The sequence below is a fragment of the Streptomyces odontomachi genome (genome assembly GCF_024435355.1).
GTDB classification, from domain to species: domain Bacteria; phylum Actinomycetota; class Actinomycetes; order Streptomycetales; family Streptomycetaceae; genus Streptomyces; species Streptomyces odontomachi.
In genome coordinates, this window is the sequence record NZ_JAMJWG010000006.1 from 264,806 (window position 1) to 290,239 (window position 25,434).

At 68.2% G+C, this 25,434-nt stretch carries 18 protein-coding genes; 10 read left to right on the plus strand and 8 right to left on the minus strand.

The window, feature by feature from the left end:
• The first annotated feature begins 8 nt into the window (after positions 1-8).
• Positions 9-1,508, plus strand: a complete 1,500-nt coding sequence (locus NQO67_RS15775) for an amino acid adenylation domain-containing protein (protein ID WP_255950606.1) — start codon at positions 9-11, stop codon at positions 1,506-1,508.
• Between the two features lie 174 nt (positions 1,509-1,682).
• A complete protein-coding gene (locus tag NQO67_RS15780) occupies positions 1,683-2,462 on the plus strand; it encodes an aspartyl/asparaginyl beta-hydroxylase domain-containing protein (protein ID WP_255950607.1) in 780 nt (259 codons plus the stop codon).
• Between the two features lie 63 nt (positions 2,463-2,525).
• Here the strand turns inward: NQO67_RS15780 and NQO67_RS15785 are convergent, their stop codons facing one another.
• The 5 genes from NQO67_RS15785 to NQO67_RS15805 form a co-directional block, all read right to left on the minus strand.
• The gene (locus tag NQO67_RS15785; RefSeq protein WP_308295667.1) at positions 2,526-7,079 is read right to left on the minus strand and encodes a type I polyketide synthase; all 4,554 of its coding nucleotides are present in this window, start codon (positions 7,077-7,079) and stop codon (positions 2,526-2,528) included.
• Positions 7,080-7,138: 59 nt separating this feature from the next.
• Positions 7,139-8,416 (minus strand): amidohydrolase family protein, encoded by a 1,278-nt coding sequence (locus tag NQO67_RS15790; RefSeq protein ID WP_255950609.1) that lies wholly within the window; start codon positions 8,414-8,416, stop codon positions 7,139-7,141.
• 82 nt (positions 8,417-8,498) lie between these two features.
• The gene (locus NQO67_RS15795) at positions 8,499-8,624 is read right to left on the minus strand and encodes a hypothetical protein (RefSeq protein WP_255950610.1); all 126 of its coding nucleotides are present in this window, start codon (positions 8,622-8,624) and stop codon (positions 8,499-8,501) included.
• A 55-nt stretch (positions 8,625-8,679) separates the two neighbouring features.
• Positions 8,680-9,642: a CgnE/CgnB domain-containing protein gene (locus tag NQO67_RS15800; protein ID WP_255950611.1), complete on the minus strand. Its 963-nt coding sequence runs from the start codon at positions 9,640-9,642 to the stop codon at positions 8,680-8,682.
• Positions 9,643-9,666: 24 nt separating this feature from the next.
• Positions 9,667-10,284: a GNAT family N-acetyltransferase gene (locus NQO67_RS15805; RefSeq protein ID WP_255950612.1), complete on the minus strand. Its 618-nt coding sequence runs from the start codon at positions 10,282-10,284 to the stop codon at positions 9,667-9,669.
• A gap of 570 nt (positions 10,285-10,854) precedes the next feature.
• On the opposite strand from NQO67_RS15805, the gene NQO67_RS15810 reads away from it, so the two are divergent.
• On the plus strand, positions 10,855-12,426 hold the full coding sequence (locus NQO67_RS15810) for a condensation domain-containing protein (protein WP_255950613.1): 1,572 nt from the start codon (positions 10,855-10,857) through the stop codon (positions 12,424-12,426).
• Positions 12,329-14,791, plus strand: a complete 2,463-nt coding sequence (locus NQO67_RS15815; RefSeq protein WP_255950614.1) for a peptidase domain-containing ABC transporter — start codon at positions 12,329-12,331, stop codon at positions 14,789-14,791. The genes NQO67_RS15810 and NQO67_RS15815 overlap by 98 nt, the downstream gene beginning before the upstream one ends.
• 101 nt (positions 14,792-14,892) lie before the next feature.
• On the opposite strand, the gene NQO67_RS15820 is transcribed toward NQO67_RS15815, so the two are convergent.
• Positions 14,893-15,933, minus strand: a complete 1,041-nt coding sequence (locus NQO67_RS15820) for a MupA/Atu3671 family FMN-dependent luciferase-like monooxygenase (RefSeq protein WP_255950615.1) — start codon at positions 15,931-15,933, stop codon at positions 14,893-14,895.
• A 1,861-nt stretch (positions 15,934-17,794) separates the two neighbouring features.
• Between NQO67_RS15820 and NQO67_RS15825 the strand changes: the two genes are divergently transcribed.
• The 4 genes from NQO67_RS15825 to NQO67_RS15840 all read left to right on the plus strand — a co-directional run bounded on the left by NQO67_RS15825 (position 17,795) and on the right by NQO67_RS15840 (position 21,700).
• Entirely contained in the window at positions 17,795-18,421 is a 627-nt protein-coding gene (locus tag NQO67_RS15825; protein ID WP_255950616.1) for a hypothetical protein, read from the plus strand.
• Between the two features lie 286 nt (positions 18,422-18,707).
• Entirely contained in the window at positions 18,708-19,286 is a 579-nt protein-coding gene (locus NQO67_RS15830) for a toxin-antitoxin system, toxin component (RefSeq protein WP_255950617.1), read from the plus strand.
• A 1-nt stretch (position 19,287) separates the two neighbouring features.
• The gene (locus NQO67_RS15835; RefSeq protein WP_255950618.1) at positions 19,288-20,445 is read left to right on the plus strand and encodes an MAB_1171c family putative transporter; all 1,158 of its coding nucleotides are present in this window, start codon (positions 19,288-19,290) and stop codon (positions 20,443-20,445) included.
• Between the two features lie 73 nt (positions 20,446-20,518).
• Positions 20,519-21,700: a DUF6545 domain-containing protein gene (locus tag NQO67_RS15840; RefSeq protein ID WP_255950619.1), complete on the plus strand. Its 1,182-nt coding sequence runs from the start codon at positions 20,519-20,521 to the stop codon at positions 21,698-21,700.
• Between the two features lie 114 nt (positions 21,701-21,814).
• On the opposite strand, the gene NQO67_RS15845 is transcribed toward NQO67_RS15840, so the two are convergent.
• A complete protein-coding gene (locus NQO67_RS15845) occupies positions 21,815-22,741 on the minus strand; it encodes a zinc-binding dehydrogenase (RefSeq protein WP_255950620.1) in 927 nt (308 codons plus the stop codon).
• 287 nt (positions 22,742-23,028) lie between these two features.
• Here NQO67_RS15845 and NQO67_RS15850 point away from each other — a divergent pair, with 287 nt between their 5' ends.
• Positions 23,029-23,655: a DUF1345 domain-containing protein gene (locus tag NQO67_RS15850; RefSeq protein WP_255950621.1), complete on the plus strand. Its 627-nt coding sequence runs from the start codon at positions 23,029-23,031 to the stop codon at positions 23,653-23,655.
• 66 nt (positions 23,656-23,721) lie between these two features.
• On the opposite strand, the gene NQO67_RS15855 is transcribed toward NQO67_RS15850, so the two are convergent.
• The gene (locus NQO67_RS15855) at positions 23,722-24,453 is read right to left on the minus strand and encodes an SDR family oxidoreductase (protein WP_255950622.1); all 732 of its coding nucleotides are present in this window, start codon (positions 24,451-24,453) and stop codon (positions 23,722-23,724) included.
• 454 nt (positions 24,454-24,907) lie between these two features.
• Here NQO67_RS15855 and NQO67_RS15860 point away from each other — a divergent pair, with 454 nt between their 5' ends.
• Positions 24,908-25,429: an SRPBCC family protein gene (locus NQO67_RS15860; RefSeq protein WP_255950623.1), complete on the plus strand. Its 522-nt coding sequence runs from the start codon at positions 24,908-24,910 to the stop codon at positions 25,427-25,429.
• The last annotated feature ends 5 nt before the right edge of the window (positions 25,430-25,434 follow it).

A 25,434-nucleotide genomic window follows, 5' to 3' on the forward strand; every position in this document is an offset into this window, starting at 1 on the left:
GTGACGTGATGGTGACCGGCCGCCCTCCCCAGCCACTGCTCCATGAAGGCTTCCTGCGGAGCCTCGAACGCGATGCAGAGGCCGAGGCGCTGCGCATCGGCGCCCAGCGCATCACCTACCGGTGGCTGCACGACCGCGCGCTGGCCCTCGCCGGCAGCCTGGTGTCGACCGCCGCGCTGCCCCTGCGCCGGGTGGGGGTGCTCGCGGCGCGCAGTGCGGACGCGTACGCGGGGATGCTGGCCGCGCTGTACACCGGCGCCGCCGTGGTGCCGCTCGACCCGAGCTTCCCGGCGGAGCGCCTCCGGTCCATGGTGAGCGCGGCTTCGCTGGACGGCCTTGTCGTCGATGAGCGCGGCCGGCGGTCCCTGGCCGAACTGGCCGGTGCGCTGGACGGCGTCAGCGTGGTGACCGAACCCGCCGGCCCCGTCCTGGAGAAGCCCGTCTCCTCCGCGCCGTCCGATGTCGCGTACGTCCTCTTCACGTCCGGATCCAGCGGACGGCCCAAGGGGGTGCCGGTCCGGCATGCGAGCGCGGTCGCGTACCTGCGCCATGTTCAGGAGCGGTACGCCTTCACAGCCGACGACGTGTTCTCCCAGACCTTCGACCTGACCTTCGACCTGGCGATGTTCGACCTCTTCGTCGGATGGGGCAGTGGTGGCACCGTCGTCAGCGTGCCACCGCACGCCGCCGTGTCGCTTCCCGAGTTCATCGCCCGGCACGGCATCACCGTGTGGTTCTCCACCCCCAGCATGATCTCCCTGGCCCGAAGGGCGCGGGGCGTCGAGCCCGGCTCCCTCCCGAGCCTGCGGTGGAGCCTGTTCTGCGGCGAACCCCTGCTGGTGCGAGACGCGGCCCGATGGCAGGACGCCGCACCGCGGTCGCATGTGGAGAACCTGTACGGCCCGACCGAACTGACCATCTCGTGCAGCGCACATCGCTTCGACCCGCAGACCTCGCCGCGGCTGGCGGTGAACGGCATCGTCCCCGTGGGAACCATCCACCCGAACCTGCGGTACCTGCTGCTCGGCCCGGACGACGACGGCACCGGCGAGCTGTGCGTGACCGGGGACCAGATGTTCCACGGTTACCTCGATCCGTCCGACGACGTCGACCGCTTCGTGGAGCACGACGGGGAGCGCTGGTACCGGACGGGTGACCTGGTTCAGCACGCCGAGGGCGGAGAACTGGCCTACATCGGCCGGCGGGACCACCAGGTCAACATCGGCGGGATACGCATGGAGCTGGCCGAGATCGAGTCGGGCTTGCGACGCATCCCCGGAGTACGGGACGCCGTCGTGGTGGCCACCGACGGTCGGTTGGTGGCGTTCTGCGTCGGGGAGGAACATCCGAGCTCGCTCCTCCTGACGGAACTCGGTGCCTTCCTTCCCCGCTACATGATTCCGCGTCACTTCGAATTTCTGGACGACCTGCCGCTCAATGCGAACCGCAAGACCGACCGTCTCGCACTCTCCGCTCGCGCGCGCAGGCTGCTCCAGGCGAAAACCTGATCGCGAGAGGTCTTCTCGTTCCTGGGGAACCCGTGGTGGAAGGCGGCCCCGTATCAAAGACCGCCGCGCGCCGAAACCGGCGCCGTCCCCTTTCGAGACGGGCTGGCGACTTGTTGCCAGCGCCGACTCCCGCCGGGGCGGAGGCGCCTATAGTTCCGGCGGTGATTGCTTTTCATGGCGGTGAACAGCCGGGAGATCATGATGAAGAAGGTATTCGAAAAACTCGAAATCCGCATGCTCTCGGCGCTTGCCAGCCCGGTCGCCCGGGTACACAAGCGCCTCAATCTCTGGTTCCGCGACACGGCGGGAGGGGACGCCCGTCCAGTCGTGTTCGACATCGACGACACGATTCCGGAGCTCCGTGCAATCGACCGGGCTTTCCCCGACATACGGAGCGAGTTCCTGAACGCCGCCGAGACCGTGGCCGTGATGCCGACCTATCATGAACTCGACCCGCTGCAACGAAGCATCTCCGCGACCACGCCCTACGACTGGCGCATGTTCTATCTGTACGCCATGGGCTCGGTCGCCAAGGACAACGCGGGTCTGTGCCCCAAGACGATCGAGGCGCTGAAGCGGGTACCCAACCTTTTCCAGGCGAGCTTCTCCGTCCTGGACCCGGGCAAGTCGGTTCCCGCACACGAAGGCCCGTACTACGGATATCTCCGGTACCACCTCGGTGTCGAAGTGCCGACGGACGATCCCCCGTGCATCAGGATCCACGACACCTTTCACACGTGGCGGGAAGGGGGCAGCGTCCTGTTCGACGACAGTTGGGACCACGAGGTGATCAACAAGTGCTCGGGGCGCAGGGTCGTTCTGATCGTGGATGTCCTGCGTCCCATGCCGACGCCACAGCATCTCGCGAACCGAGTCTTCGCTCTCGTCACCCGCTCCTTCTACGGCCGCAGGATCCTTCAGCGCCTCGAGAAGACAGCGGCTGCCGCTGTCTGAGGCGTAGGTGGACCGCCGAGAGCCACCGGCGCGGGCAGCCCCGCAGGGACGACGCGCGGCTCCTCACGGCCGCGCGTCCGGTACGCCCTGCTCGTCGATGGCGGCCTCCACGGCGGCGGCGGCCACCCGCAGGGTGCGCCACTGGAAGAGTTCCGCCAGGGAGAGCCGCACGCGGAACAGCTCCGACATGCGCTGGACCAGGCGGACGGCGACGATGGAGCTGCCGCCCAACTCGTGGAAGTCGTCGTCCAGCCCGATCTGTTCCAGGCCCACGGCTTGCTGCCACAGCGCAGCCAGGGCCTTCTCGACCTCGCTCTTCGGGGGAGCGTAGGGAGTCTCCACCTGCCGCTTGCCGAGGGAGCCCGCGGAGGGCGCGGGCCTGCTGCCGACGACCGTCGACGCGACCCGGTCCGCCTGCTTCGCACGCTTGTGCAAACCGCCGGGGCTCACGATCACCTGCGGGCCGAGGCGGGCCGCCAGGATCGAACGCAGGGTCGTGGCTCCTTCGAGGGAGGTCAGAGCACCCTCGCCGTAGACGTCCAGCGCGTGCTTCGAGCGCAGGGCCATGCCTGTTTCCGCCCACTGCGGCCAGTTGATCGAGACCACCCGGCGGCCACGGCCCCACTGCGCCTGGGCATAGGCGTCGAGGAACGCGTTCGCGCCGGCGTAGTCGGACTGGCCGTAGTCGCCCGTGACGGCAGCGATGGACGAGTACAGCACGAGGAGGGCGGGCCGGAACACCCGGTCCAGGACGTAGGTGCCGTGGATCTTCGGCGAGACGACCCGTCCGACCGCCTCCGCCGGGCGCAGCGCGATGAGACCGCCTCCCGCAACGCCCGCGAGGTGGAAGACGCCGGACAGCTGGCCGAAGGTGCGCATCACCTCCGCGCGGATCGCCCGCATCCGTGCCTCGTCCGCCACGTCTCCGGTGCACACCATCACCTGGCCGCCGGCCTGCTCCACCGCGAGCACCCCGCGGATCCGCCGGACCAGTTCCCCGTCCCGTGCGTCCGCGACGATCGAGGTCCACTCCGAGCGGGGCGGCAGACCGGACCGCCCGACCAGCACCAGTCGTGCCGCCACGAGTCCCGCCAGCTGCGCCGCGAGTTCGAGGCCGAGGCCCCCGAGGCCACCCGTGATGAGGTAGACGCCCCGCTCCTCAAGGACGGGCGTAGCGCCCTCCCCTTCGTGCAGGTCGATCGGGGAGTGGGCGGCCACCCACCTCTTGCGACCGCGGTACGCCACCTCCCGCTCGTCCGCCGCCGATGTGACCTCGTGGAACAGCTGGTCGGCGACGACGTCGACGTGACCGGTGCCGACGTCGATGCCCCGGATGGCGACCGAGTCCATCTCGCGAGGCGCGGTCTTGATCAGCCCGCGCACGGCGGCCTTCGCCGGATGCAGGTCTCCCGCACCGAGGACGTCCTGCATGCCGCGGGTGACGACAAAGACCTCCAGACCGTCCGCGGCGCCCCGGTCGGCGCATTGTTGGAGCACCGCGAGCAGGCTGTACAGGCCGTGGTCGAGCAGGGCGCGGACCGTGGCCTGCTCCGTGCGCGAGGGCCAGTCACCGAGCAGCCAGGCGTGCACGATACGGAGGCGAGCGTGCCCGCGCTCCAGGGCCCGGGTGATCAGCCGTGCGTAGTCGGAGGTCTCACGCGGCCGGATGGTGAAGCGTCCGTCTCCCGTCTCCGCGAAGTCCATGCCGGGGCGCACGACGATGACTTCGCGGGACGCGTCCCGCATGCGCCGGAGCAGCCGGGTGGCCACGCCCTCGCCTGGCGTGGCGAACACGATCCACGTACCGCCGTCGTCCGCCGCGCTCACCTCGCCGGCGGGGAGCCCGGACGGCAGGCTCGTCTCGGTCCACGTAGGCAGGTAGAGGGGGCCGTCGTCCTCGGGAGTCGTTTCGTCTGGCGTGTCCGGCTCGGCCGCGGGGTCCACCCAGAACCGGGCGCGGTCGTAGGGATACGTCGGGGCGTGCACCCGGTGGCGCCGCTCGCGGGACCAGAAGCGGTCCCACCGCACGGGGACACCGTGCGACCACAGCTCACCGATGCCCTCCAGCAGCACCTGCACGTCATCGCGTTCGTCCTGGCCGCCCCTGACCAGCGGGGCGGTCACGGCCGGCGTCCCCTCGCCCTTCGCCATCTCGCCGATGAGGTTCGTCAGGGCGTGTCCGGGGCCGACTTCCGTGAAGGCGTATCCGCCGTCCGCGAGGAGCACCCGTGCGGCGTCCGAGAAACGGACGCAGGTGCGGACGTGGTGCGTCCAGTACGCCGGGTCCATGGCCTGGTCCGCGGTGATCCAGTCGCCCGTCACCGTCGACACGAAGGGGATCGTGGGCGGCCGGAGCGGTACCCGGTCGACCCGCTTCCGGAACTCCTCCAGCACGGGCTCCATCATCCTGGAATGGAAGGCGTGCGAGGTGTGCAGTCGCGTGGTGGCCACGCCGCGGCGGGAGAGGGACTCCCGCAGGCTCTCGACGGCGTCGTCGGGGCCGGAGACCACGCAGATGTGCGGGGCGTTGACGGCCGCGAGGTCCACGCCGGCCGTCAGCAAGGGCAGGAGTTCGGCCTCCGGGGCGAAGGCCGCCATCATCGAGCCGGGCGGCAGCGACTCCACCAGCGCTCCGCGGTCGGCGACGAGCCGTAGCGCGTCGTCGAACTCCATCACCCCCGCCAGCGTCGCCGCGACGTACTCCCCGATGCTGTGTCCCACCAGCGCGCCGGGTTCGAGGCCCCAGGACCTCAGAAGGCAGGCGAGCGCGTACTCGACCGAGAAGAGGACCGGCTGGGTGACCGACGTACGGTTGATCCGCCCGGGGTCGTCCGTATCGGCGTCACCGGCGAACAGGATGCCTTCCAGGTCCAGCCCGTGGGAGGCCCGGAGCACCGCCGCGCACCGGCCGATCGCGGCGGCGAACTCTGGCTCGTGGGCGTGGAGACCGCGTGCCATGCCCGGGTACTGGGAGCCCTGTCCGGGCAGCACGTAGGCGAGCTTCGGGGTGCTGCCACGGGGAACCGGGTGCGCGAAGGCACTCACCCGCCGCTCGCGCAACTGCCGCACGGCATCGCCCTTCGCGCCGACCACGAGTGCCCGTCTCAGCAGCTGGTCGGCGCGTCCCTCGGTGAGGGTGTACGAGACATCGGCAAGGGGGTCTTCGGTGTCGCTCAGGTACGTGTCGAACCGGCCCTCCATGGAGGCGAGGGCGGCCGGCGTACGAGCGGAGAAGGCGAGCAGGTGGTACGGCCGTTGCGGGGCCTCGGAGGTGACCGGGGGCGGCTGCTCGATGATCACGTGGGCGTTGGTGCCGCCCACGCCGAAGGAGCTCACACCTGCTCTACGGCGTGTGGCGGCCTCCGGCCACGTCGCCGTCTCGTCCACGACGTGGAACGGGCCGCCGTCGAAGTCGATCCGGGGGTTCGGCTCGCTGAAGTTCAGGCTGGCGGGGATGACGCCCTCCCGCACACTGTGCACGGCCTTGATCAGACCGCAGATTCCGGCGGCTGCCCCGAGGTGGCCCACGTTCCCCTTGACCGATCCCAGGCCGCAGTCACGGCTGCCCCGGCGTCCGGCGCCGTAGACCCGGTTGAGCGCCGCCACCTCGATGGGGTCGCCCACCAGGGTGCCCGTGCCATGCCCCTCGACGTAGCCGATCGACCTCGGATCGATGGCCGCGTCGCGCAGGGCTGCCGTCACGACCTCCACCTGGCCGGTCTCGCTCGGCGCCGCGTAGGTGGCCTTGCCCGCACCGTCGTTGTTGATGGCCGATCCGAGGATGACGGCATGAATCGCGTCACGGTCGGCCATGGCCTGGCTCAGCCGCTTCAGGACCACGACGCCGGCGCCGGCCCCGAACACGGTCCCCGATGCCTTGGCGTCGAAGGGCCGGATGACTCCATCGGAGGCCAGGAAGCCGGAGCCCTCGCTGTACTGGTACCCGATGGTCATCGGGACGGGGATCTCGACGCCGCCGGCGATGGCCATGTCGCACTCGTCGTTCAGCAGCGCGGAGCACGCCATGTGCACCGTGACCAGCGAGGTCGAGCAGGCGGTCACGCAGTTGACGGACGGGCCACGCAGCCCCAGTCGGAAGGAGACGCTCGTCGCCATGAAGTCGGCGTGATTGGAGATACGGGCGCGTGCCTCCCCTATCGCTGCCAGGAACCGGGGGTTGGCGCGCACGTTGCGGCTGAAGTACTCGCTGTTCCGGGCGCCGGAGTACATGCCGATACGGCCCCCGAAGGTGCCTGCGTCGTATCCCGCGTCCTGAAGGGCGGTGTGGCAGATCTCCAGCAGCACGCGGAACTGCGGGTCCATGGCCTCGGCCTCGCGGGGCGCGATGCCGAACAGTGCGGGTTCGAAGAGATCGAAGTCGTCGAGCAGCGAGGCGACCTTGACGTAGTCGGGACTCGTCAGGTGACGCTCCGCCACCCCCGTGCGACGGAGTTGCTCGTCGCTCAGTTCGGTCAACGAGGCGACGCCGGCCCGAAGATTGCTCCAGAACTCGGCCAGATCGCGGGCACCGGGGAATCTGCCTGCCATCCCTACGACGGCAATGGAGTCGTTCTTTCCGCCTGTCACAGCGCACCACTTCTCAGCTCGCTCGCACACACTGGACGATCTGCCGACATGGCAGTCACATGGCGGTCAGGGCCGCGGGACCGGAAGTCCTACTTGCGTGCCGCACGGTTGTCCCCCATACGCGTCTTCGCGGATCCGCTCATGAGGCCCGCGAACGCGGGGCAGCCGGCTGCGTCGGCCGGAAGCTCGGAGACGTCCACGCCCTTGAACACCTCGTCGTGCCGGGGCCCCACCTCTTCGGCGACGGCGCGCAGGCGATCCAGGTCGAAGCCGTACATGCGCGCCGCGTTCCCGGCCAGGATCTGCTCCGCCTCGGCGACCGGAACGTCCTTGAGCGCCGTCTGCATGGCGGCCTTGGAGTACGGATACGTGGCTTCCAGATGGGGGTAGTCGCTCCCCCAGAGAATCTTGTCGATGCCGATCTGATCCCGGATCTCGACCTCGGTGGGGTGGACGAAGGTGGCGCCTGCATAGCACTGACGGTGCCAGTACTCGCTCGGCCGCAGGGAAAGACCGTCGATGGCGCTGTCGGCGTCGTACGCCATGTCCCCACCGCCCTTGCCGCGCACGGATTCGAAGACGCGGTCCATCTTCCGCAGTTCCCTGGGGATCCAGCCGATACCGGACTCGGTGAGGACGACCGTCAGACCCGGGTGCCGCTCCAGTACACCGCCGAGCACGAGATGGCGGAACCTGGTGATGTCCCACCAGCGCAGGTCCAGGAGGAAGAACATGTGGTCGAGCGGCGTCGTCCCGGTACGCGGCCCGGCCCCGCCGCCATGGCAGTTGACCGGTACCTCGAGGTCCTCGCAGACGTCCCACAGCCTGTCGTAGGAGGAGTGACGGTAGAGCGGGGGGACACCCGATCCGGGCGGCGCCCCCGGCAGCAGGACGCCGCCGGTCAGTCCGGCATCGCGGGCCCATCTCACCTCTGCCACGGCGGCGTCGACGTCGTGCAGCATGATGTGGAACACCCCGGCGCGGCGTCCGGGGGCGTCCTGGCAGAATTCCAGAAGCCACCGGTTATGTGCCTTGAGGCCGGCCCAGCGGTACTCCAGATCACGCGCGTTCGCCACCGCTCCCTGGCTGCTTGCCAGCGCAGCGGACGTGAAGAACGGGGGAACCGTATTGGGGTAGATCACCTCTGCCACGATCCCGTCGGACGCCAGTTCGCTCAGGCGTCGCGACGAGTCCCAGTTCCGGTAACCGTTCGGACCCTTCATGTCGTCGTAGGGGTTCACAAAGCTCTTCGCCCACTCGTCGAAGTCGTCGAGGTAGCAGGAGTCGAGATAGTCTCGGTATTGTTTGAGATCCGCCCCTCCATGGCAGTCGGCGGAAATCACGATGTGACGGTTGTCGTTCGCCATGCGCGACTTGTTTCCTTCCGTTGACGAGCGGGGGCGGCGAAGCCACATGTGCTTACGTCGCCCCCGCTTTTCAAGCCGACTGTCAGACTCGCGCGTAGCTGAAGCTGTACGCGGTGCCTTCAGTCTCCGCACGCTCTTCCGTCTCGTCGACGGAGACGAGTTCCTCGTCGAGGTTCCAAGACTGAGGCTGAACATTGACGTCCCGCATTTCACACCTCCTTTCGCTGGAGAACTTGCGAGTCGAGCAGACGCGCGACTCGGGTTCAGGGGAGAAAGTGATGCTCGCTTTCCGGGATGATGAAGTCCATGTGGGCACCTGTGATGCCCTCGCCGAAACCGATGTGCATGACGCCTGCGCCCTCGTTCAGCTGCGAGTTGTAGCGCCAGTCCACCTCGGGCAGCAGCGCCAGGTTGGTCCCGATACCGAGTTCGAGGGCCTGGAGGCCGTGATCCGGATTGGTGACCTCGAGCAACTCGGCGGTGAAGTCCTTGCCCCCGGCACGGACGCTGGTGAGCACGTTGTCCTTCAGTGCCAGGGTGATCGAGCCGAGGTCCGTCAGCTCCGCACGGAGCCGGTGGGCCCGCCGAATCCGCGCGTCGCCCGCCTCGGTACAGCGCGGGTCCCGTGCGGCGAGAACTCCGGAGGCGTGGGCGGTCCCCGCCATGCTGAAGGCGTCGGCAGAAGCCGGTTGCCTGGTCAGGGAGAGTTCGCAGCAGCTGCCGATGCTCACCCAGTCGCCGGCACCGATGGCGGCATGAGGCCAGGCATCCACCGTGAGGGAGGGCCCGAGCGAACACACCAGACGCGTGGTGTCGGCACGGTCGCCGGCCGGGTCGAGAGGGCCGAAGACGACCTTCCCCGCCCCGTTGCGAAGTCCGTCGATCCAGTACGTCGCCGTCTCGGCCGCCTTCAGGTAGTCCGTCAGCACGGCCATTCTCAGCGTGTAACTGGCCGCTTCGGGGGTGGCGTCGAAACTGGCTATGGGCACGACGAGAACCCTGTGGTGCTTGAAGAGGACCCTGAGCTTCCGGCTGATGAGATGATTCCTGAGAAGGAGGACGACATTCGAGTCGGCAGGTAGGGAGGCGACGTCGTCGAGCGACACGTACCTCAGTCCGTGGTCAGCCGCCTCCAGGCCGAGTGAAGCGTCGTCAGTGACGGCTACGATGTCACCCGCTGGGAAGATCTGACGAAGATGACCGACCGGGCTGACGATGTCCTGCATACCTGATCTCCTTCATGGGGAAGGTCACTCGCCCGGTTTGCTGTGCGGCAGCATCGGATTCCGCCTGATGAACTCATCGAGAACGAGCTGCGCCGCGACCTTTTCAGCAGGCGGGATGATGTACGACGGTTCCCGCACCGCGTAGTAGTCATCCCTGAGTATGGAACCCATGAGCGCGTCGTAGTACTGCCCGTCGAGGAAGTAGTAATCCCTGAGGACTCCTTCGACCTTCATGATTCCGGAGCAGAAGTTCTCGACGGCGCGCTTGTTGAACACTCCGCAGGTGAACCCGACCCGATGGGCGTTCCGCGAATCGAACAGCATGCCCACGAGAAGAATCACGGATTCCAGACCGAAGCCGGCCCCCCACATGTCGGCGTCACCGATCATCGACCCCACGGTGTAGTTGCCCGGCGTGTCGTCCTGTTTCCAGCTCACGACACCGATCGCCTGACCGTCGTCCGTGCAGGCGAGCAAGAACTCGTCGTCGACACGGTTGAGGAACGCCTGCACGTCGGTGGGGCTCATGTATGCCCGAATTCCGGAAGCGTAGACCCATGTTTCCGAAGAAGTCCACTGCGAAATGATCTCGCAGTCGCCCAGGGTCACGGGAGCCAGCGTTACAGAGTACTTATTCTTCATCAAGTTCCAACTGTCTGGTAGCGACACCTGTTCAGCGCAGGGGGACAGCTATGCCCGTAACTGCTTCAGGAGGAGCTTCACGATGGGCATAAGCTAGCCGTCGATTCCCATGGGCGGAAGACGAGTGGCAAGTTGTCGCCATCAAGCAGTCCGCCGTGTGCGGCGATAAGCGCTGATCAGCGGGAATCGAGGCAGAGGTGAGCTCACGCATGTCCACCGCCCCGAAGTCCTGGCAAGTTGTCGCCATTTCAGCCGGCATCTTGCCGCCCCAAGGCGAATACTGCTTAGGTGATCCGCGTCCGACGAGCGGAAAGGGGGTGGCAAGATGAGCAGCGAGGAATTCGAGACCGTGGACATTCGAGAGATCGATGATGTCGAGCTGGATGACGTTGTCGGTGGTGATGCACCAAACGTGCCGTACCAAACGTCCTGATCGGTTGGGCGGTATGAGGCTGGAGCCAAGAGCCTCATACCGCCCGGCATTTTCCTGTCACCCGCTCGCATCCGACGGTCACCGGGGTCGAATTGAACGTGGCTGGACAAGACGAGTTCCCGCTGACCGCCGGTCAGTTGCAGCACTACCGCAGGACGAGGGAAGACCCGAGCCTGCGTACGGCCATCTGGTCGGCATACCGGATACCGGGGGTCCTGGTCGTCGACAGGTTCATCGACAGCGTCGAGTCCCTGGTGGTCAGGCATGAGGCGCTGCGCACCCGGATCATCGAGCTTCCCGAGGGGAGGGTTCGGCAACGGGTCGTGCCACTGCCGGACCGGACCCGCCTGCTCACCTGCGAGAAGGTGCTGAGCAGATCAGAGGAGCAGTTCAATCGCTACGTCCGGCACCTGGTGGCGAACGAGAACGCGAAAGAGTGGGACACGGGGGCGTTTCCCTTCAGGTTCAGGCTCCTTCGGTACGCACCGCACGTCCATGCGTTCATCGTCGGCTTCTCTCATCTGGCAGTCGACGGTGTCGGCAGCGAAATCCTCATGCGCGACCTGATGCAGACCTATCTGAAGGCCACGGGAGGACGTCTTTCCCTCCCCTGCCGGCCCCGCCAGAGGTTCATGGAGTCCGTCCTGCGTCAGGCGGCTGCCCTTGAACGGCGGACACGCAGAGCCACGGGCCGCACGTTCTCCGGGGTACCCCCGGTCACCCAGTTTCAGGTCGATGGCCCCGGGCGGCGGGAGGACAGCGGCCTGCTGAGCCGGAAGGCCGGCTTCTCGCTCGCCGGCGACGATCTGGCCGCGCTGCGACGGTTGACCGGCCGGCACGGGTGCACGGAATTCCACTGGATCCTGGCGGCCTTCGCCGTGACGGTCTTCCGGTTCACGCGGCAGGACAGGCTGAGGATCACGGTTCCCGTGAACATGCGCGGTGCAACGGATCGCGACGTCGTCGGAATGTACGTCATCGACGTCCCCGTGGTGATCCACAGGCCCGCGGACCCGGATGACGTACGGCGCTATCCCAAGGAAGTGGGGACCGCCCTGCTCCGTGCCACCGCGCTCTACCAGATGGGCAGTCCGGAGCTCCTGGACGAGTCGTTGGCGGCGCAGAGCGAGCGGTGGGGGGCCCGATGCCGGAACGACCTCAGCATCACCTACCGGAAGCTGTCGAGGATCAGCCGCCGCTCGTTCGCTCAGGTGGACTGGAGCGCGTACCAGCCGCAGATCAATCACTCCTGCCCGGGTGTAGGGCTGCGGATCCTCAGTTTCGGCGATGCACTGGACGTTCAGGCGGCCCTGAACTCCGAGGTGTTCTCGGATGCCAGCGCAAACGAACTCGTTGCAGCCCTCAGGAAGAACCTCACCTCGCCTGGCCACTGGAGCAGAAGGCGTGCCCAGGACCAGCCGGCAGAGGCAGAGGCAGTAGCACTCAAGGACGCCGATGGGGCCACCGTCGTCTCGGCGGACGTCGGGAAAGTGGAAGCGGCGTTGCTCCGGCACCCGCTGGTCAGCACTGCTTCCGTGTTCTGCGAAACCGGAGGATCCGGTGAGACGTGTCTGCGTGCCGAGGTGGGGGTGCGGGAGGCGATGACCGAGGATGCCCTGCGCCACTACCTCCTGGAGCTCGGTGCCGATACCCCCGAGGTGCTCGCACCCAGCAGGATCTCGGTCGCTCCGGCAGCATCCCAAGGCTGAGGCAGCTCTCAAGGGAGCGATCCCCGGGAGAGGAGAGAAGTTGACAGACGAGCGGCACGACGCCTCGGGGAATGCCAGCCCAGCGAGAGATCACCGATTCCGGGAGCACGCACGCGAGAGCCGATCAGCGGATCGTGCATGGGGCACGCCCGTGGAGCGGTCCGGCTTCCGCCGGCCCTCCCTGCGTCGCATACGTGGAGTGCCGAGGATCCGCAGGCGGCGAGCCGTGCCCATCCAGCTCCAGTCGCAGATGAGCGACTGCGGGCCGGCCAGCCTCTTCATGACGCTGCGTTACCACGGCATCGAGGTGAGCCTGGAGCAGGTGCGTCTGGACACGGGCTGCGGCCGCGACGGGGTGTCGGCCCGGACGCTCCTGACTGCGGCCCGGCGCTACGGGCTGCCTGGCCGTGGGGTGCGGACCTCCCTGGCAGGACTGGGCAGCCTGCCGGCCGGCAGCATCCTCTTCTGGAAGTTCAACCATTTCGTCGTCCTCGAACGTGCCGTGCGCGACCATGTCTACGTCGTCGATCCCGCCTACGGGCGCCGGCGACTGCGCATCGCGGATGCCAGCCGCCTGTTCACCGGCGTAGCTCTCGAGTTCGACTCGCCCGTCCCCGCAAAGGTCGGCAGAGGCAGCGGCCACCGGCCGCAAAGCCCGTGGCGGTACCTCGCCTATTTCTTCCCACGGTCGAGGAGATGGGTCTACCTCACGATGATGTCGTTGGGGATCCTTCTCTTCGGTCTGGTGACACCACTGGCCACGGCCTATGTCGTGGAGAACCGCGGTCTCGGAGGGAGCCTCGGGCCCGCTCAGGCCATCATGGCCGTGGCCGTGTCAGCGGTCTCTTTCTTCCTGCTTCAGCTCCTCCGCGGCATCGTCATCCACGAGTTGCAGACCGCCGCGGAGAAACGGGTGACGCTCGGGATCTTCAACAGGCTGCTCTCCCTCCCGTACGCCTTCTTCTCCCGGCGTGCTCCGGCCGACCTGGCCCTGCGGGTCAGGACGAGCAGTTCCGTCCGGCACGTGCTGACCAACAGCATGGTCTCCGCGGCCTTCGACGGAGTGCTGGTGCTCTCCTATCTGGTCATGCTGATGGTGACGGACCTCGGCACCACCTTCTGGGTCCTGGGGCTCGTCGTGCTGCAAACGACGGTCCTGGCCCTGGCATGGCGGCAGCAGGTCTATCTCTCCGCCGACGCGCTGGAGTGCCAGGCCGAAGCCGACAGCGAGCTGAACGAGGTCCTCGAGGGCATCGGAACGGTCAAGAGCGGCGGCCTTGACCAGGTGATGGCAGATCGATGGGCCAACTCCCTGGTGGAAGAGCTCAATGCGCGCACGAGAGGGCGCCGGCACTTCACCCTCGTATCGTCCTTCGTCCTCGCGGTCCAGTTCACGGCACCGTTGTGTGTACTGGCCGCCAGCGCCGTGAAGGTGGCGAACGGCGATCTCACGCTGGGGGCGATGACGGCGTTCGTGTCGCTTTCCATCGGGGTTTTCACGCCGTTGACCAACCTGGTGCTCTCCGGGCTTCAAGTCGCCAGTGTCAAGGCTCCTCTGACGCGATTGAGCGACATCCTCGACGCGGAGCCCGATCAGCTCGGCTCTGCGGGCACTGTCTCCTTCTCGGATCAGGCCGACCTGAGACTCGAAGGAGTGGGTTTCGTCTACCCGGGTGCGACCGAGGCCGCCGTGTCGGATGTGGATCTCGTCGTGCCCGCCCGTGGTTTCCTGGCTGTCCTCGGGGCGTCCGGATGCGGCAAATCGACGTTGGCCATGATTCTTGCCGGGCTGTATGTACCGCACGACGGCCGTATCCTCATCGGCTCCGATTCCTTCGCCGATATCGATCGGGCCTCCCTCAGACGTTGTATCTCCTTCGTCAACCAGGACGCCCGGGTCTTCGCCGGATCGATACGCCAGAACATCACGATGGGCTCGCCCGACGCCACCGAAGCGGATCTGGAATGGGCGGCGAGCATGGCGCTCATCCATGACGACATCATGAAGATGCCCATGGCCTACGAGACGCTGTTGGGCTCTGGCGGTGCCGGCTTGTCCGGGGGCCAGCGACAGCGCATCTCCCTGGCGCGTGCGTTGATCCGCCGCCCCAGGATCCTGATCCTCGACGAGGCGACGAGCGCGCTGGACCGGCTGACCGAGGAGCGGGTCATCGCGAGCATCCGCAGGCTGGGATGCACCCTGATCATGATCACCCACCGGCTGGCGGCAGCGGTGGACGCGGACGAGATCGTCGTCGTCGACGGCGGGCGCATCGTGCAGCGCGGTCACCATCATCAACTCCGCTGCGGCCCCGGTCCGTACCGTGACCTCGCCGCCTCTTCCGCCGTGCTCGACCGTCGATAACCGATCCACCCCGATGGTCCTGAGCAGCATCGGGGCGGCTGCCGGTGGCCGTGGCGAGGGTGGTCCCGGTGTACGCCGCCCCGTTCTGCCCGTGGTTCCGCTCAGAGCGCCGGAGAATCCCGCGGTGCCGCCAGGTTCCGCCGTACCTCGTCGAGTCGGGGAAGCATCGCGAGCACGTCGGAATCAGCGGCTCCGAAATCCACCAGGGAAGCGATCTCGTCCACGCCGGCAGCCTGAAGATCACGCGCGAACGCCGTGCACTTCGCTACGGACCCGAACAGTGCGGCGCGGTGAAAGTAACGCTCGAAGGCGAGCTTGACCAGACGCCTCGGATCGCTCCTGTTCAGGTCCGTCCACTGCGCCTTCCACAGGTCGACGGAGGAGAGCAGGTAGTCCGTGAAGGGTTGCCGTACCAATTCCCTGACGGCAGCGTCACTTTCCCCGACGAACGTGTGCAGCATCAGCGTGACCGTCCCGGCGGCAGGATCGTGACCGTTCCGCTCGCGGGCCGAACGGTAGCTCTCGATGCTCGCGGCCAGCTCGTCCGCGCTCTGGAAGAGGAGAGCGGTGAGGACGTTGAGGCCCCGGGCGCCGGCCTCCTTGAACGAATCCGGGGACGAGGAGCAGGTGAACCAGAGACGTGGTTCGGGCTGAACGGGACGGGGGTACGTCGCCACGTGCACCTCGTCTCCGTTTCCGTTGCGCCGTCGCACCTTCGTTCCCGCCCATAGCTCCTTTATCTCGGTTATCGCGTCAACCGTGTACTCCCTGCGCTCCTTGTAGCGCTCCGGTGCCAGCACGAAGTCGTTGGGATTCCAGCCGACAGCCAGCGCCATGTCGACCCGTCCGTGCGAAACGTTGTCCACGAAGGACCAGTCCTCGACCACCGACAAGGGGTCATGCAACGGCATGACGACGCTGCCTGCCCTCAGCCTTACGTTGCGCGTCCGCGCGGCGAGCGCCGCGGCGGCGAGAGCAGGATTCGGGTAGGCGCCCCCGAAGGGATGGAAGTGCCGCTCAGGAAGCCACACGGCCGTGAAGTCGTGCTCGTCGGCAAATCCTGCGGTCTCGAACAGGAGGTCGTACTCCCGCGCCGCGTCCACCGTCTCGCGATTGATGAAATAGAGGAGGCTGAAGTCCACGGTCAACCTTTCTTCGTCTTTCGACTGGTCTAAGCCGAGGGGCGGCCCGAAGGCCGCTCACTTCTCCTGTGCCGACAGTTCGACTGGCAGCGGCGCATCAGCTCCGCACCGCCCTGGAACCTGGTGCTCACTTCCAGGTGCTCGAGCAGTTCCGCAACACGCCGGCTGTACGTGCGTGGTGAGATGCCGAGTTTTCGGCTGACCGTTTCATCCGTCTGTCCGGACAGGAGCGCTTCGACGATGGGGATCAGATACCGTGGCAGGTCCGTCAGACCGCAGTGCTGCATGTGCTGCTGGGATCGCAGTAACACATCCGGGGCCGTTCCCAACCTCCCCGACGTCACCATGCCGGAATGCTGTTCCACTACGTGGGTGGGGGCTCCCGGAAGCGCGGTTTCCCCGGTACGCGGAGCGGCAATCCTGACGAGATCCGGTGAGGCGCCACAACTGCTTGGGATTCGGCTTGCAGTTCTTCCCGGACGATCACCCATGAGTGGTTCCCCTTCGTGGAGAGGTGAAGGAATGATGTCGTTCGGCTGTCGGAAGGCACGCCGGACACGGTCGTGCCCGGACTGGGGAGACGGTGTCAACGAGCGCCGTCGGGTGGGCAGCGCTTCGCGCCGTGGGGAATTCGTCGTCCGCGGTGTCGGCGTCACCGACACCAAGGAGAAGCAGCGGGGCAGGCATTTCACCTCTTGTGGGAAGAGCTGACGCGGACCTGTGGGCGTCAGGAGAGCCGCCATGACGCAGGCGATTACCGACGAATGCTGCGATGAGGGAGGGGTGGGAGGGTGAACGGGGGGTGGAGGGGTGGACCGCGCGCACATGCACGGCTGACGATGCATCCGCGGAAGACGCGGCGTACTTTCTGCCTGCCGGTGGGACAGGGGCAGTTCATCTCTCAGGCCCCGCTGACCAGGCTCGGGGCGACAGGGACAACAGGGGCGACAGAGGCGATAGCTGACGCACGGGTGCTGACTCGTTTCAGCAGCGAGGCCGATCCTCTTGGGCATGCCCTACCGCGTCCGTGCCCGGGACCGTCCAGGGAGCGGCGCGATCCTCGCTGCTGCTGCGCCGTGTGAGGCGCTCCTCGTGGCCGGACGCGCGGTCCGGCCGGGGAACTTGGGTCGACGGGGGCCCGGCGCCGGCCGGCTACGGGAGCCGGAGGGCGGTGGCTCGCTCGCGGCCGGGTGATGGGTCACGCCTGCCGCCCGTCGCCAGTGCGGGCGCCGCGTGTGCAGGCCGACGGCGGTGGCGCGGATGGGCAGGAGGGGGATGAGGCCGTTCGCCGAAGGAACACCGGTGCGCGCGGGGACGGGGGCAAGAGGAACGGGCCCAGGTCTGGACGGCGGGGTGCGCCAGACCCGCCGGGCGCAGGCCCACGAGCACCAGGAAGCTGCGCGCCTGGCGCCTGCGCTCGTCAGCCCCCGCCAACAGGACGGGGCGATGTGTTGTCGTGTGCACTCGGTGGCGCCCTCCGGACGACGGACTGCCTCGGCTTGGTTCCGCGACGCGCAGCGCCGGCCGCTCGGAGTCCGCCTGTCTCACGGAGACAGCGCCGAGCCACGACCGTACGCCCCTGGACGGAGTGACGACCGCGGACCGGGTCATGTGGCGGCCTTGGCGTCCGGGCGCACACCGGGCATCACCCGCGACCGCAGCTGAATCACCAGCAGTCACAGGCGAATCCCGGCCTTCACGCCGTGTCGTGATCCTGCAACCCGGGCCGATACATGTCAACTGCTGTATCCATCAATGTCTACCCGGGTATCCGACTCTCTGGCTGGGAGGTCCGGGTGACGGTTATGGTTTCGCCATCAACCATGGCTCATGCCCCGACCTGATTGCAGGAGATGTGCCGGTGAGAGATCCGCGGTCCGCGCTCGCCGAGACCCTCAGGCGCATCGACTCCTCCCTCGAGGACGGACGAAGCCGCGCCGATGTGCTCGACCTGGACCAGTTGTCGGCAGACAGCGGTGAGCCTCACGAGGTGGTCACCACCCTCCTGGACGGCGGGCAGCCCCCCGCAGAGGACATCGCCGAAAGAATCATCCGCCGCATCGAACACCTACGTGCCACACGGCGGCGCTCCGACGGATCCCCGCACTCCTACGAGGAGATCGCCTCGTCCTACGGGGCCACCCGGGCGTCGCTGTCGAACCTGGTCCGGAAGAAGACACAAGGTACGGAGCAGCGCACGGGCCGCTCCGGCGGCCCCCTGGCGTCCACTCAGGCCGGGGTCGAGACGTTCTTCTTCGGCCAGCCCAACGGTTGGCTGTCGGCAGACCCGGCATCCGCTCTCAACGACGCCCTACAGCCCGTTCTGAACCTGCTGCGCTCGACCGCAGGATCCGAACCGTACAGCGATCGCCGCGCCGTCGCCCTGCGCAGCGCCGCCGCCCTGCCCGACGACCAGTTCGAGCTGCTCGAAGACGTCATCGCAGGCCTGGTGCGGCAGGCCCGCGAGGAACGACGCCAGCAGCGGTGACGGCCCTCCGGACCACGAACGGCAGCTCCCCGAGAGGCAGTTAGGCCTACTTTCGGACCTGTTTCGACTGGATACCGGAGTTGACAACGTGGCTAATGTGGAAGCGGAGGCAGCAAGCGGCGCCCGTGGCGGATCGCCAGGAGGCAGATCGCGCCAGCCGCCGCCCGGCACCAGAGCACCGCCCGACAGTGCACCAGCAATCGACGCCACGGCCGCCTGCGGCGGAGGCCCCAGCACAGGAAGCGAGGAGTGCATGGTGGTAGGCGGGCGCGCCCAGCGCGACAGAATGAAGCAACTCAGCGGCACCCTGATCGCCTCCCTCGACCAGCAGGCGTACGACGAGGGAGTCTTCCCCGCCCTCGGTGCCGTACTGAGCGAACTGCGCGGGCGCCCGGTGATCCTCAAGCGGGCGGCGTTCCCGATAGGCACGGCCAGCGGCCTGTGGCTGGACCTGCCCGAAATGGACATCGTGGCCGTCTGCGAGGACACCGCGAACAGCGAACACGAACACGTGATCCTGGGTCATGAGATCTGGCACATGTTCGAAGGTCACTGCGCCGCACACACCGCTGCGGGCGGCGCCGCGGCCCGCGCCCACCACACGACGGCGGTTGACGATGTCGTCCACGCCCTCCTGGCGACCCGGGACGACCGGCTGAGCGACCTGGGCCAGCTCCGTTATGTGGCCCGCACCGACTTCGACGACTCCCACGAGGCGGAAGCCGAGATGTTCGGGCTGCACTTCGCCACGCATGTGCGACACGCCCAGCAGATGCGCCGGCGCGCCGATCGGCAGCAGGTCGCCGGCCGCATCGAGGACTCCATGAGCAGCGGACCCTGCGTGTGCAGAAGCCCCTGGGTGTGACGTGGGCTCGGCCGTCTACTACCTGGCAGCCTGCGCCCTGTGGGTCGGCTTGGCCGCCAAACTGCCCGCCCTGTGGCGCGACCGGCGCGATCCCTTCATGCGCTGCCTGTGCGCCGTGGTCCTCTTTGCCGGCGGCTGCTTCGCGCTCGCCGCGCCGCCGACCCTCGGCGCCGTCAACCAGCTCACCGGTATCCCCAACGCCGCGGCTCCGCTGACGTACGCGGTGGTGACCGCCTACAGCGCTGCCTGCCTCATCCTTGTCGTGCAGTGGCGCGGCGGGCCGCCCCAGCGGGTGCGGCGCGACTGCCACGTCTGGCTGCTTGCCTACAGCACGGTGATCGTGCTCCTGGTCGTGCTCTTCGCGGCCGGCGAAGCTCCGGTCGAGCGGCGCACCGACCTGGACACCTATTACGCCACCACCCCGTTCATCCGCGAGATGATCACCCTGTACCTGGTGGCGCACATGACCGCCGCGGTCACCACCGCGACACTGTCCTGGCGCTGGACCCGCCAGGTCACCGGCTGGACCCGTAGGGGCCTGCGCTCCCTCGCGGCGGGTTGGCTCTTCAACATCGCCTTCGGTGCAGCCAAGCTGGCCGCTGTCGCCGCCCGCTGGACCGGCCACGACTGGGACGTGCTCAGCACCCGTGTCGCGCCCGCGCTGGTCGCCACCGCCAGCGTCCTCGTCACCGGCGGCTACCTGCTTCCGCTGCTCGGACCGCGGCTGAGCAGTGCCGTCGCACTCATCCGGTTGCGCCCGCTCTTTCGTCTGCTGGTGGCGGACGACACCCGCTACACGGTCTCGCTGTCCTGGCGTTCGGCCTTCGACATCGACCTGCATCTCATCAGGCGCACCACCGCCATCCGTGACGGGCTCTCCAGGCTGGCCCTGCACCTCGACAACCGCGTCCACGCCACCGCCCACCGTCAGGCGCTCGCCGACGGGGCCGACCCGATGGACGCCGACGCCATCGGCACGGCGGCCATGGTCGCCGTCGCCGCCACCCGGCACCCCCCTCCCCGCGTCCCGCCGAACGCCGGGAAGGGGCGTGTGAACACCGACCAGAGCCACCTGGTCCGGCTGTCCCGCGCCCTGCGCACGTCCATCGTCGCTGCCGCGCTACGCGCCGGCAGAACACCGGAGAACCAGCAGACATGACCAGCCGCTCCGCAGTCCTCGCCCTGCCCGGCACGCGCCCACCCGGACGACGGTCCCGCCTGGAGGAGACGTGATGACCCACGACGCCGGCTACTACGCCACCGCCGCCCTGATGCTGCTGGCATGCCTGCTGAAACTCCCGGCCGTCATCCGCGCCCGCGGCCGGGACTGGCTGCTCAACTCGATCTGCGCGCTGCTGCTGGTGGGCGCCGGCGACCTCGCCTTCGTCGCCACGACCTCCATCGCCGCCGTCAACCGCGCCACCGGCGTGCCCAACATCGCCGCCCCGATCGTCTACATCCTGCTCACCGGGTTCTCCGGCGCGTCCCTCGTGCTCGTCCTCAACTGGCGCGGCGGAACCGACGCGGCGCAGACCCGGCGCCAGACCCGCATCACCATTGCCTCGTACGTCACCGTCTGCACCCTGATCGCCCTCCTGTTCGCGCTGGGCGACGCCTCCGTCGAACAGCGCACCCGGTTCGACACCTACTACGCCAGCACCGCGTACCTCGGCGAGATGATCGCCCTCTACCTGAGCGCGCACGCCGTGGCCTCACTGACCGTCAGTCGCCTGTGCTGGCGCTGGTCACGCGAGGTCCACGGCACCCTGCGCATCGGACTGCGCGTGCTGGCCGCCGGCTACCTGCTGCATTACGCGAACTACGACGCGACCCGGCTCGTCGCGGTCGCCGCCCGCTGGGCGGGCCACGACTGGGACGTCCTCCTCGACGTCTCCATCGTCACCGCCCAGCCGAGCGCCGTCCTGATAGGCATCGGCTTCATCCTTCCCCTGGTCGGCCTCAGGAGCGACGACGCCATCCGCTACTGGCAGCTGGCTCCGCTGGCCAGGACCGTGCGCCCCGTGCAGGGCGCCTCCAGTCCCGCCCCGCCGCTCCTGCCCTGGTGGAGCCCCAGCATGCGGCTGCGGTTGACCCAGCGGCACACCTACATCTCGGACCGGATCATGGCGTGCCGTGGCCACTGCGACCCCCGCGTCTGGGAGGCGGCTCACGCGGCGGCCCTGGCCCACCGGGCCACCGAGGAGCAGGCCGCCATCATCGCCGACGCCGCGATGATCGCCGCCGCTGTGGAGGCGCACACCGCTGCCGTCGCCCGCCCGCCCGAGCCGGCGCCGGTCGCGCCCGATCACCGTGCCCTCTCCACCCGTGATCTCGCCCGCCTCTCCCGTGCCCTAGGCTCCCGCGTCGTCAAGGACATCCGGCACCGCGCCACCACCGAAAGCGCCACCGCCTGACCCGCGCCCGCCAGGGCCGTTCCGCGCGACCCTGCCGCCGGGGCGCCACCTCCGTCTGCTCATGTCGGGCGGCGCCCGGGCGGTCGAGGTGGTCCGGGGAGTCCGGCGGCTCCCCTACCGGCCCTCCCCCGCCACCTCCAGGACCGCCTTCCCGGCGACGCGCCGCCCGCGGAGGGCTTCGGCGGCCTCGTCGAAGCGCTCCCACGACCCCTGCCAGCCGATCTCGACGGCGACGGCGCCCTCAGCGGCCAGATCGGCAAGAACGGCCAGGTCCGCGCCGACTTCCCCCTCGATGACGAAGGACGTCAGCGATTTGGCCGGGCCGACGGTCGTGTACGGCGGAAAGACCGCCGGTTCCCCGGATGTCCAGCCGACGCTCTGCACGCTGCCCCCGGGAGCGAGCAGGTTCCACGCCACCACCAGTTGGGGGCCGCCCACGCTGTCGATGACCACGTCGACCGGTCGCCGGAGTCCCTCCAGACCGATCAGCACCTCGTCGGCGCCGGCCTCGGCCAGTCCCGCCGCGCGGATGGCCGAGCCCACGGACGCGATCACGTGGGCACCGGCCCGCGCCGCCAACTGGACGGCGAATCGGCCGACTCCGCCGGACGCACCGGTGATCAGCACCCTCTTGCCCGGTCCGAGCCCGGCGGCCCGCAGCGAGCGCAGTGCGGCCAGCCCGGCCACCGGCAGAGCGACCGCGTGCGCCGGTTCCAGGCCTTTCGGTGTCTCGGCGAGCGCATGCACGTTGATCGCGACGCGCTCGGCGAACGCTCCCGAGGTCAGCGCCACCACCCGGGTGCCCACCGCCGGGCCCGTTCCGTCGCCGGCGGCCTGAACGACCACTCCGGCGGCGTCCGAGCCGAGCACCGCGCCCACGGGGACCCGCCCGGAGCGGGCGTCGTTCAGGTCGCCGTAGTTCAACGAGACGTGGGAGACGCCCACCAGGACCTGGCCCGGCCCGGCCACGGGGTCGGGCACCTCGGCGAGGCGGACGGCGGTGGGTGCGGACGGATCGACGACGAGTGCGCGAACGGGCATGTGTCCCCCTTGGTCGACGACCCGTGACCGCAGTCGTCATCAGCACTGGAATCCTGAACGCCGCCGTCCACGGCCCGATCCGCCGCACCGAACTGGCACGCGCCGTCAACGGCATCATCCGGCGGAGGCTCAACCCTCATCCGCGGAAATAGGAATTTCTTAGGATTCTACATGCCGTTCTCCTGAAGTCCGATCGGGTCACGAAGAACTGCGCACGACGCACGAGGTGAGTACGCCCGACTTCGCCATGCCGGCTGAGAATTGGAGAGCGGCTAAAGTTATGGCCCATGAGTTCCAGGCTGCCGCTGTCCGCGGTTCCACGGCTTGCCACGGCATTGATTGTCGGGGTGGTAATCGGCACTATCGTCGGTCTGACGACCGACACGCCGCTGGGTGTTCTGGCAAGTATCGCGGCAATGGAGACCTCCTTCGTCGTGTCGGGCTGGACCGTTCTCTGGCCGATGAATTCCTCCGCCACTCATCGCAATGCCAGGCGAGAGGACTTTCGCCCCCTGCTCGAGGAACTCGTGGTCGTCGCTGCGGCGCTGTGCGGGCTGGCCGGTATCGCGGTGCTCCTGATCGGCAACTCCGACACCAGCCACGCCGCAACGGCCCTGGTCGGTGTGTTCATGGCCTGGTCGGCACTGCACTTCATGTACGGCACCCGCTACGCCTACCTCTACTACGTGACCTCGGCCGGCGGAATCGACTTCAACTCCGACGATCCTCCCGCGTACCGGGACTTCTTCTATTTCAGTTACAACCTCGGCATGACCTACCAGGTATCGGACAACGACGTCTCCAGCCCGACCGTCCGCGCCACGGTGCTGCGGCACTGCCTACTGTCCTACGTCTTCGGCACCGGCATCCTCGCCACCGCCATCAACCTCGTCGAAGGAATGGTGAGCGGCTGATCACGCCGCTGCTCTCCTCGCCCGGGGACACACGGCGTGTCCGAGGCTCGCCGCACGAAGGGCCGATCAGGGCCAGCCGCCGGTGAAGGCCACCACCTGCCCGGTGACGAACGAAGACTTACCCGAAGCGAAGAATTCGACCAGTGCACCGAATTCCTCGGGTGTTCCCAGGCGGCCGAGTGGCACGCGATCCTCGATCGCCTTCCTGCCGACCGGATCGTCAACGAACCGCGCCCGCGGGTAATACATCTCGCTGTACAGGTAGTTGGGCGCGATGGCGTTCACCTGAATCCCCGAAGGCGCGAGTTCCCGGGCGAGCGCCAGTGCGAAGGTGGTCGCGCCGCTGCGCGCGGCAGTGGGGGCGCTGAATCCCGGCTCGGGTTGCAGCTCGCGCGCCGATGTGACCAGGACGATGCTGCCGGTGCGCCGTGCCTTCATGTGCGGGATGATCGCCTTGGCGAGCTGGAACGGCCTGACCAGCACCGCCTCGATCGTGGCACGGAACTCGTCGGTCGACACCTCCTCGACGGGGGCCGGCCGGTTGGGGTGCGCGTCATTGCTGACCAAGGCGTCGATCGCGGTGAGATGCTCGACCGCCTCGGCCACCACCGCGACGGGATCCTGTGCCGACAGAACGGTGACGTCGGGATGGGCGGCCGCATATGCGGCGCGTGCGGCCGGATCGGTGAAGGTGCGATCGTGGCAGGCGATCGCGTACCCCGCATTCTCCAGGGCCGTGACCGACCCCGGTCCACCGTATTCCAGAACGTTTGTGACCAGGATCGTATGCCGTTCCATGGAGCTCCTGAAGATATCCGCGCGGTGCGGGAGTGGCCGCAAGCGGTTCCGCCCGCACGGCCCGGCCGTGATACGGCAGCCGGTGCAACGCCGAGGTGTGAACCGGTCGCGCACGATATCGCCAGCACCGAAGCCGGGTCCACACCGGCGTGGCGGAGCCTGAACACCTCCGCTCGCAGACCTGAGCGGCCCCGCCCGGGGCCGTCCCGCCCCTCCCGTGGCCGAAGCATCACCACCTCGGTAATGCGCCGCCTGCGGCCAGGAAGGATTCCCTGCGCTAACCCGGACGGGCTAGGAACAGGGGTTACGGCCGTTGCCGTGCCGCGATCCGCCGCTCCCGGAGCGCTACCTTGGCGCGGGGGGCGCACGTACCCGCCAGCGTGAACGTCCCGGCCGGGTAGCGGGATGCGCATGGCCGGGTGACGCTGAACCCGGGTCTGGAGATTGGCAGCGCATGCACACCACCGTCGAAGAGTCGATTGAGATCGCGGTGCCGGTGCGCACGGCGTACGACCAGTGGACGCAGTTCAAGAACTTCCCGCGGTTCATGTCCACCGTGCAGCGGGTGGATCAGCTGAGTCCTGTGATGACGCGCTGGAAAGTGAAGGTGGGCCCCCTGCGCCGGGAATTCCTGGCGGAGATCGTGGAACAGGAGCCGGATTCGCTGGTGGCCTGGCGGACCGTGGGGCGTCAGCCGTGGCATTGGGGTGAGGTGTCGTTCCGTTCCACGGCTGCGGACCGGACCGTGGTCAGGGTGCACATGAAGGTCGAGCGGCGCGGGGTGATGGGCCGGATGGCGGATCCGTCGAAGACGACGCAGCGCGTCGTGCGTCATGAACTCGAGTGCTTCAGGGAGTTCATCGAGGGTCTCGGGGATGCCAGCGGGGCGTGGCGGGGAGCGATCCACCACGGTCGGGTGCGGCCGGCGGAGCCCGAGCCACCGCGGAGTCGGGTTCCCAAATGGCCCGTCGGCTGAACCGC

Bases quoted from the DNA above. Each gene is read 5' to 3' on its own strand.
- NQO67_RS15840 (WP_255950619.1), top strand. From the start codon at position 20,519: ATGACCCACGACGCCGGCTACTACGCCACCGCCGCCCTGATGCTGCTG.
- NQO67_RS15775 (WP_255950606.1), top strand. From the start codon at position 9: ATGGTGACCGGCCGCCCTCCCCAGCCACTGCTCCATGAAGGCTTCCTG.
- NQO67_RS15790 (WP_255950609.1), bottom strand. From the start codon at position 8,416: ATGGCGAACGACAACCGTCACATCGTGATTTCCGCCGACTGCCATGGA.
- NQO67_RS15780 (WP_255950607.1), top strand. From the start codon at position 1,683: ATGGCGGTGAACAGCCGGGAGATCATGATGAAGAAGGTATTCGAAAAA.
- NQO67_RS15845 (WP_255950620.1), bottom strand. From the start codon at position 22,741: ATGCCCGTTCGCGCACTCGTCGTCGATCCGTCCGCACCCACCGCCGTC.
- NQO67_RS15815 (WP_255950614.1), top strand. From the start codon at position 12,329: ATGCCCTGCGCCACTACCTCCTGGAGCTCGGTGCCGATACCCCCGAGG.
- NQO67_RS15850 (WP_255950621.1), top strand. From the start codon at position 23,029: ATGAGTTCCAGGCTGCCGCTGTCCGCGGTTCCACGGCTTGCCACGGCA.
- NQO67_RS15805 (WP_255950612.1), bottom strand. From the start codon at position 10,284: ATGAAGAATAAGTACTCTGTAACGCTGGCTCCCGTGACCCTGGGCGAC.
- NQO67_RS15795 (WP_255950610.1), bottom strand. From the start codon at position 8,624: ATGCGGGACGTCAATGTTCAGCCTCAGTCTTGGAACCTCGACGAGGAA.
- NQO67_RS15830 (WP_255950617.1), top strand. From the start codon at position 18,708: ATGAAGCAACTCAGCGGCACCCTGATCGCCTCCCTCGACCAGCAGGCG.
- NQO67_RS15800 (WP_255950611.1), bottom strand. From the start codon at position 9,642: ATGCAGGACATCGTCAGCCCGGTCGGTCATCTTCGTCAGATCTTCCCA.
- NQO67_RS15860 (WP_255950623.1), top strand. From the start codon at position 24,908: ATGCACACCACCGTCGAAGAGTCGATTGAGATCGCGGTGCCGGTGCGC.
- NQO67_RS15855 (WP_255950622.1), bottom strand. From the start codon at position 24,453: ATGGAACGGCATACGATCCTGGTCACAAACGTTCTGGAATACGGTGGA.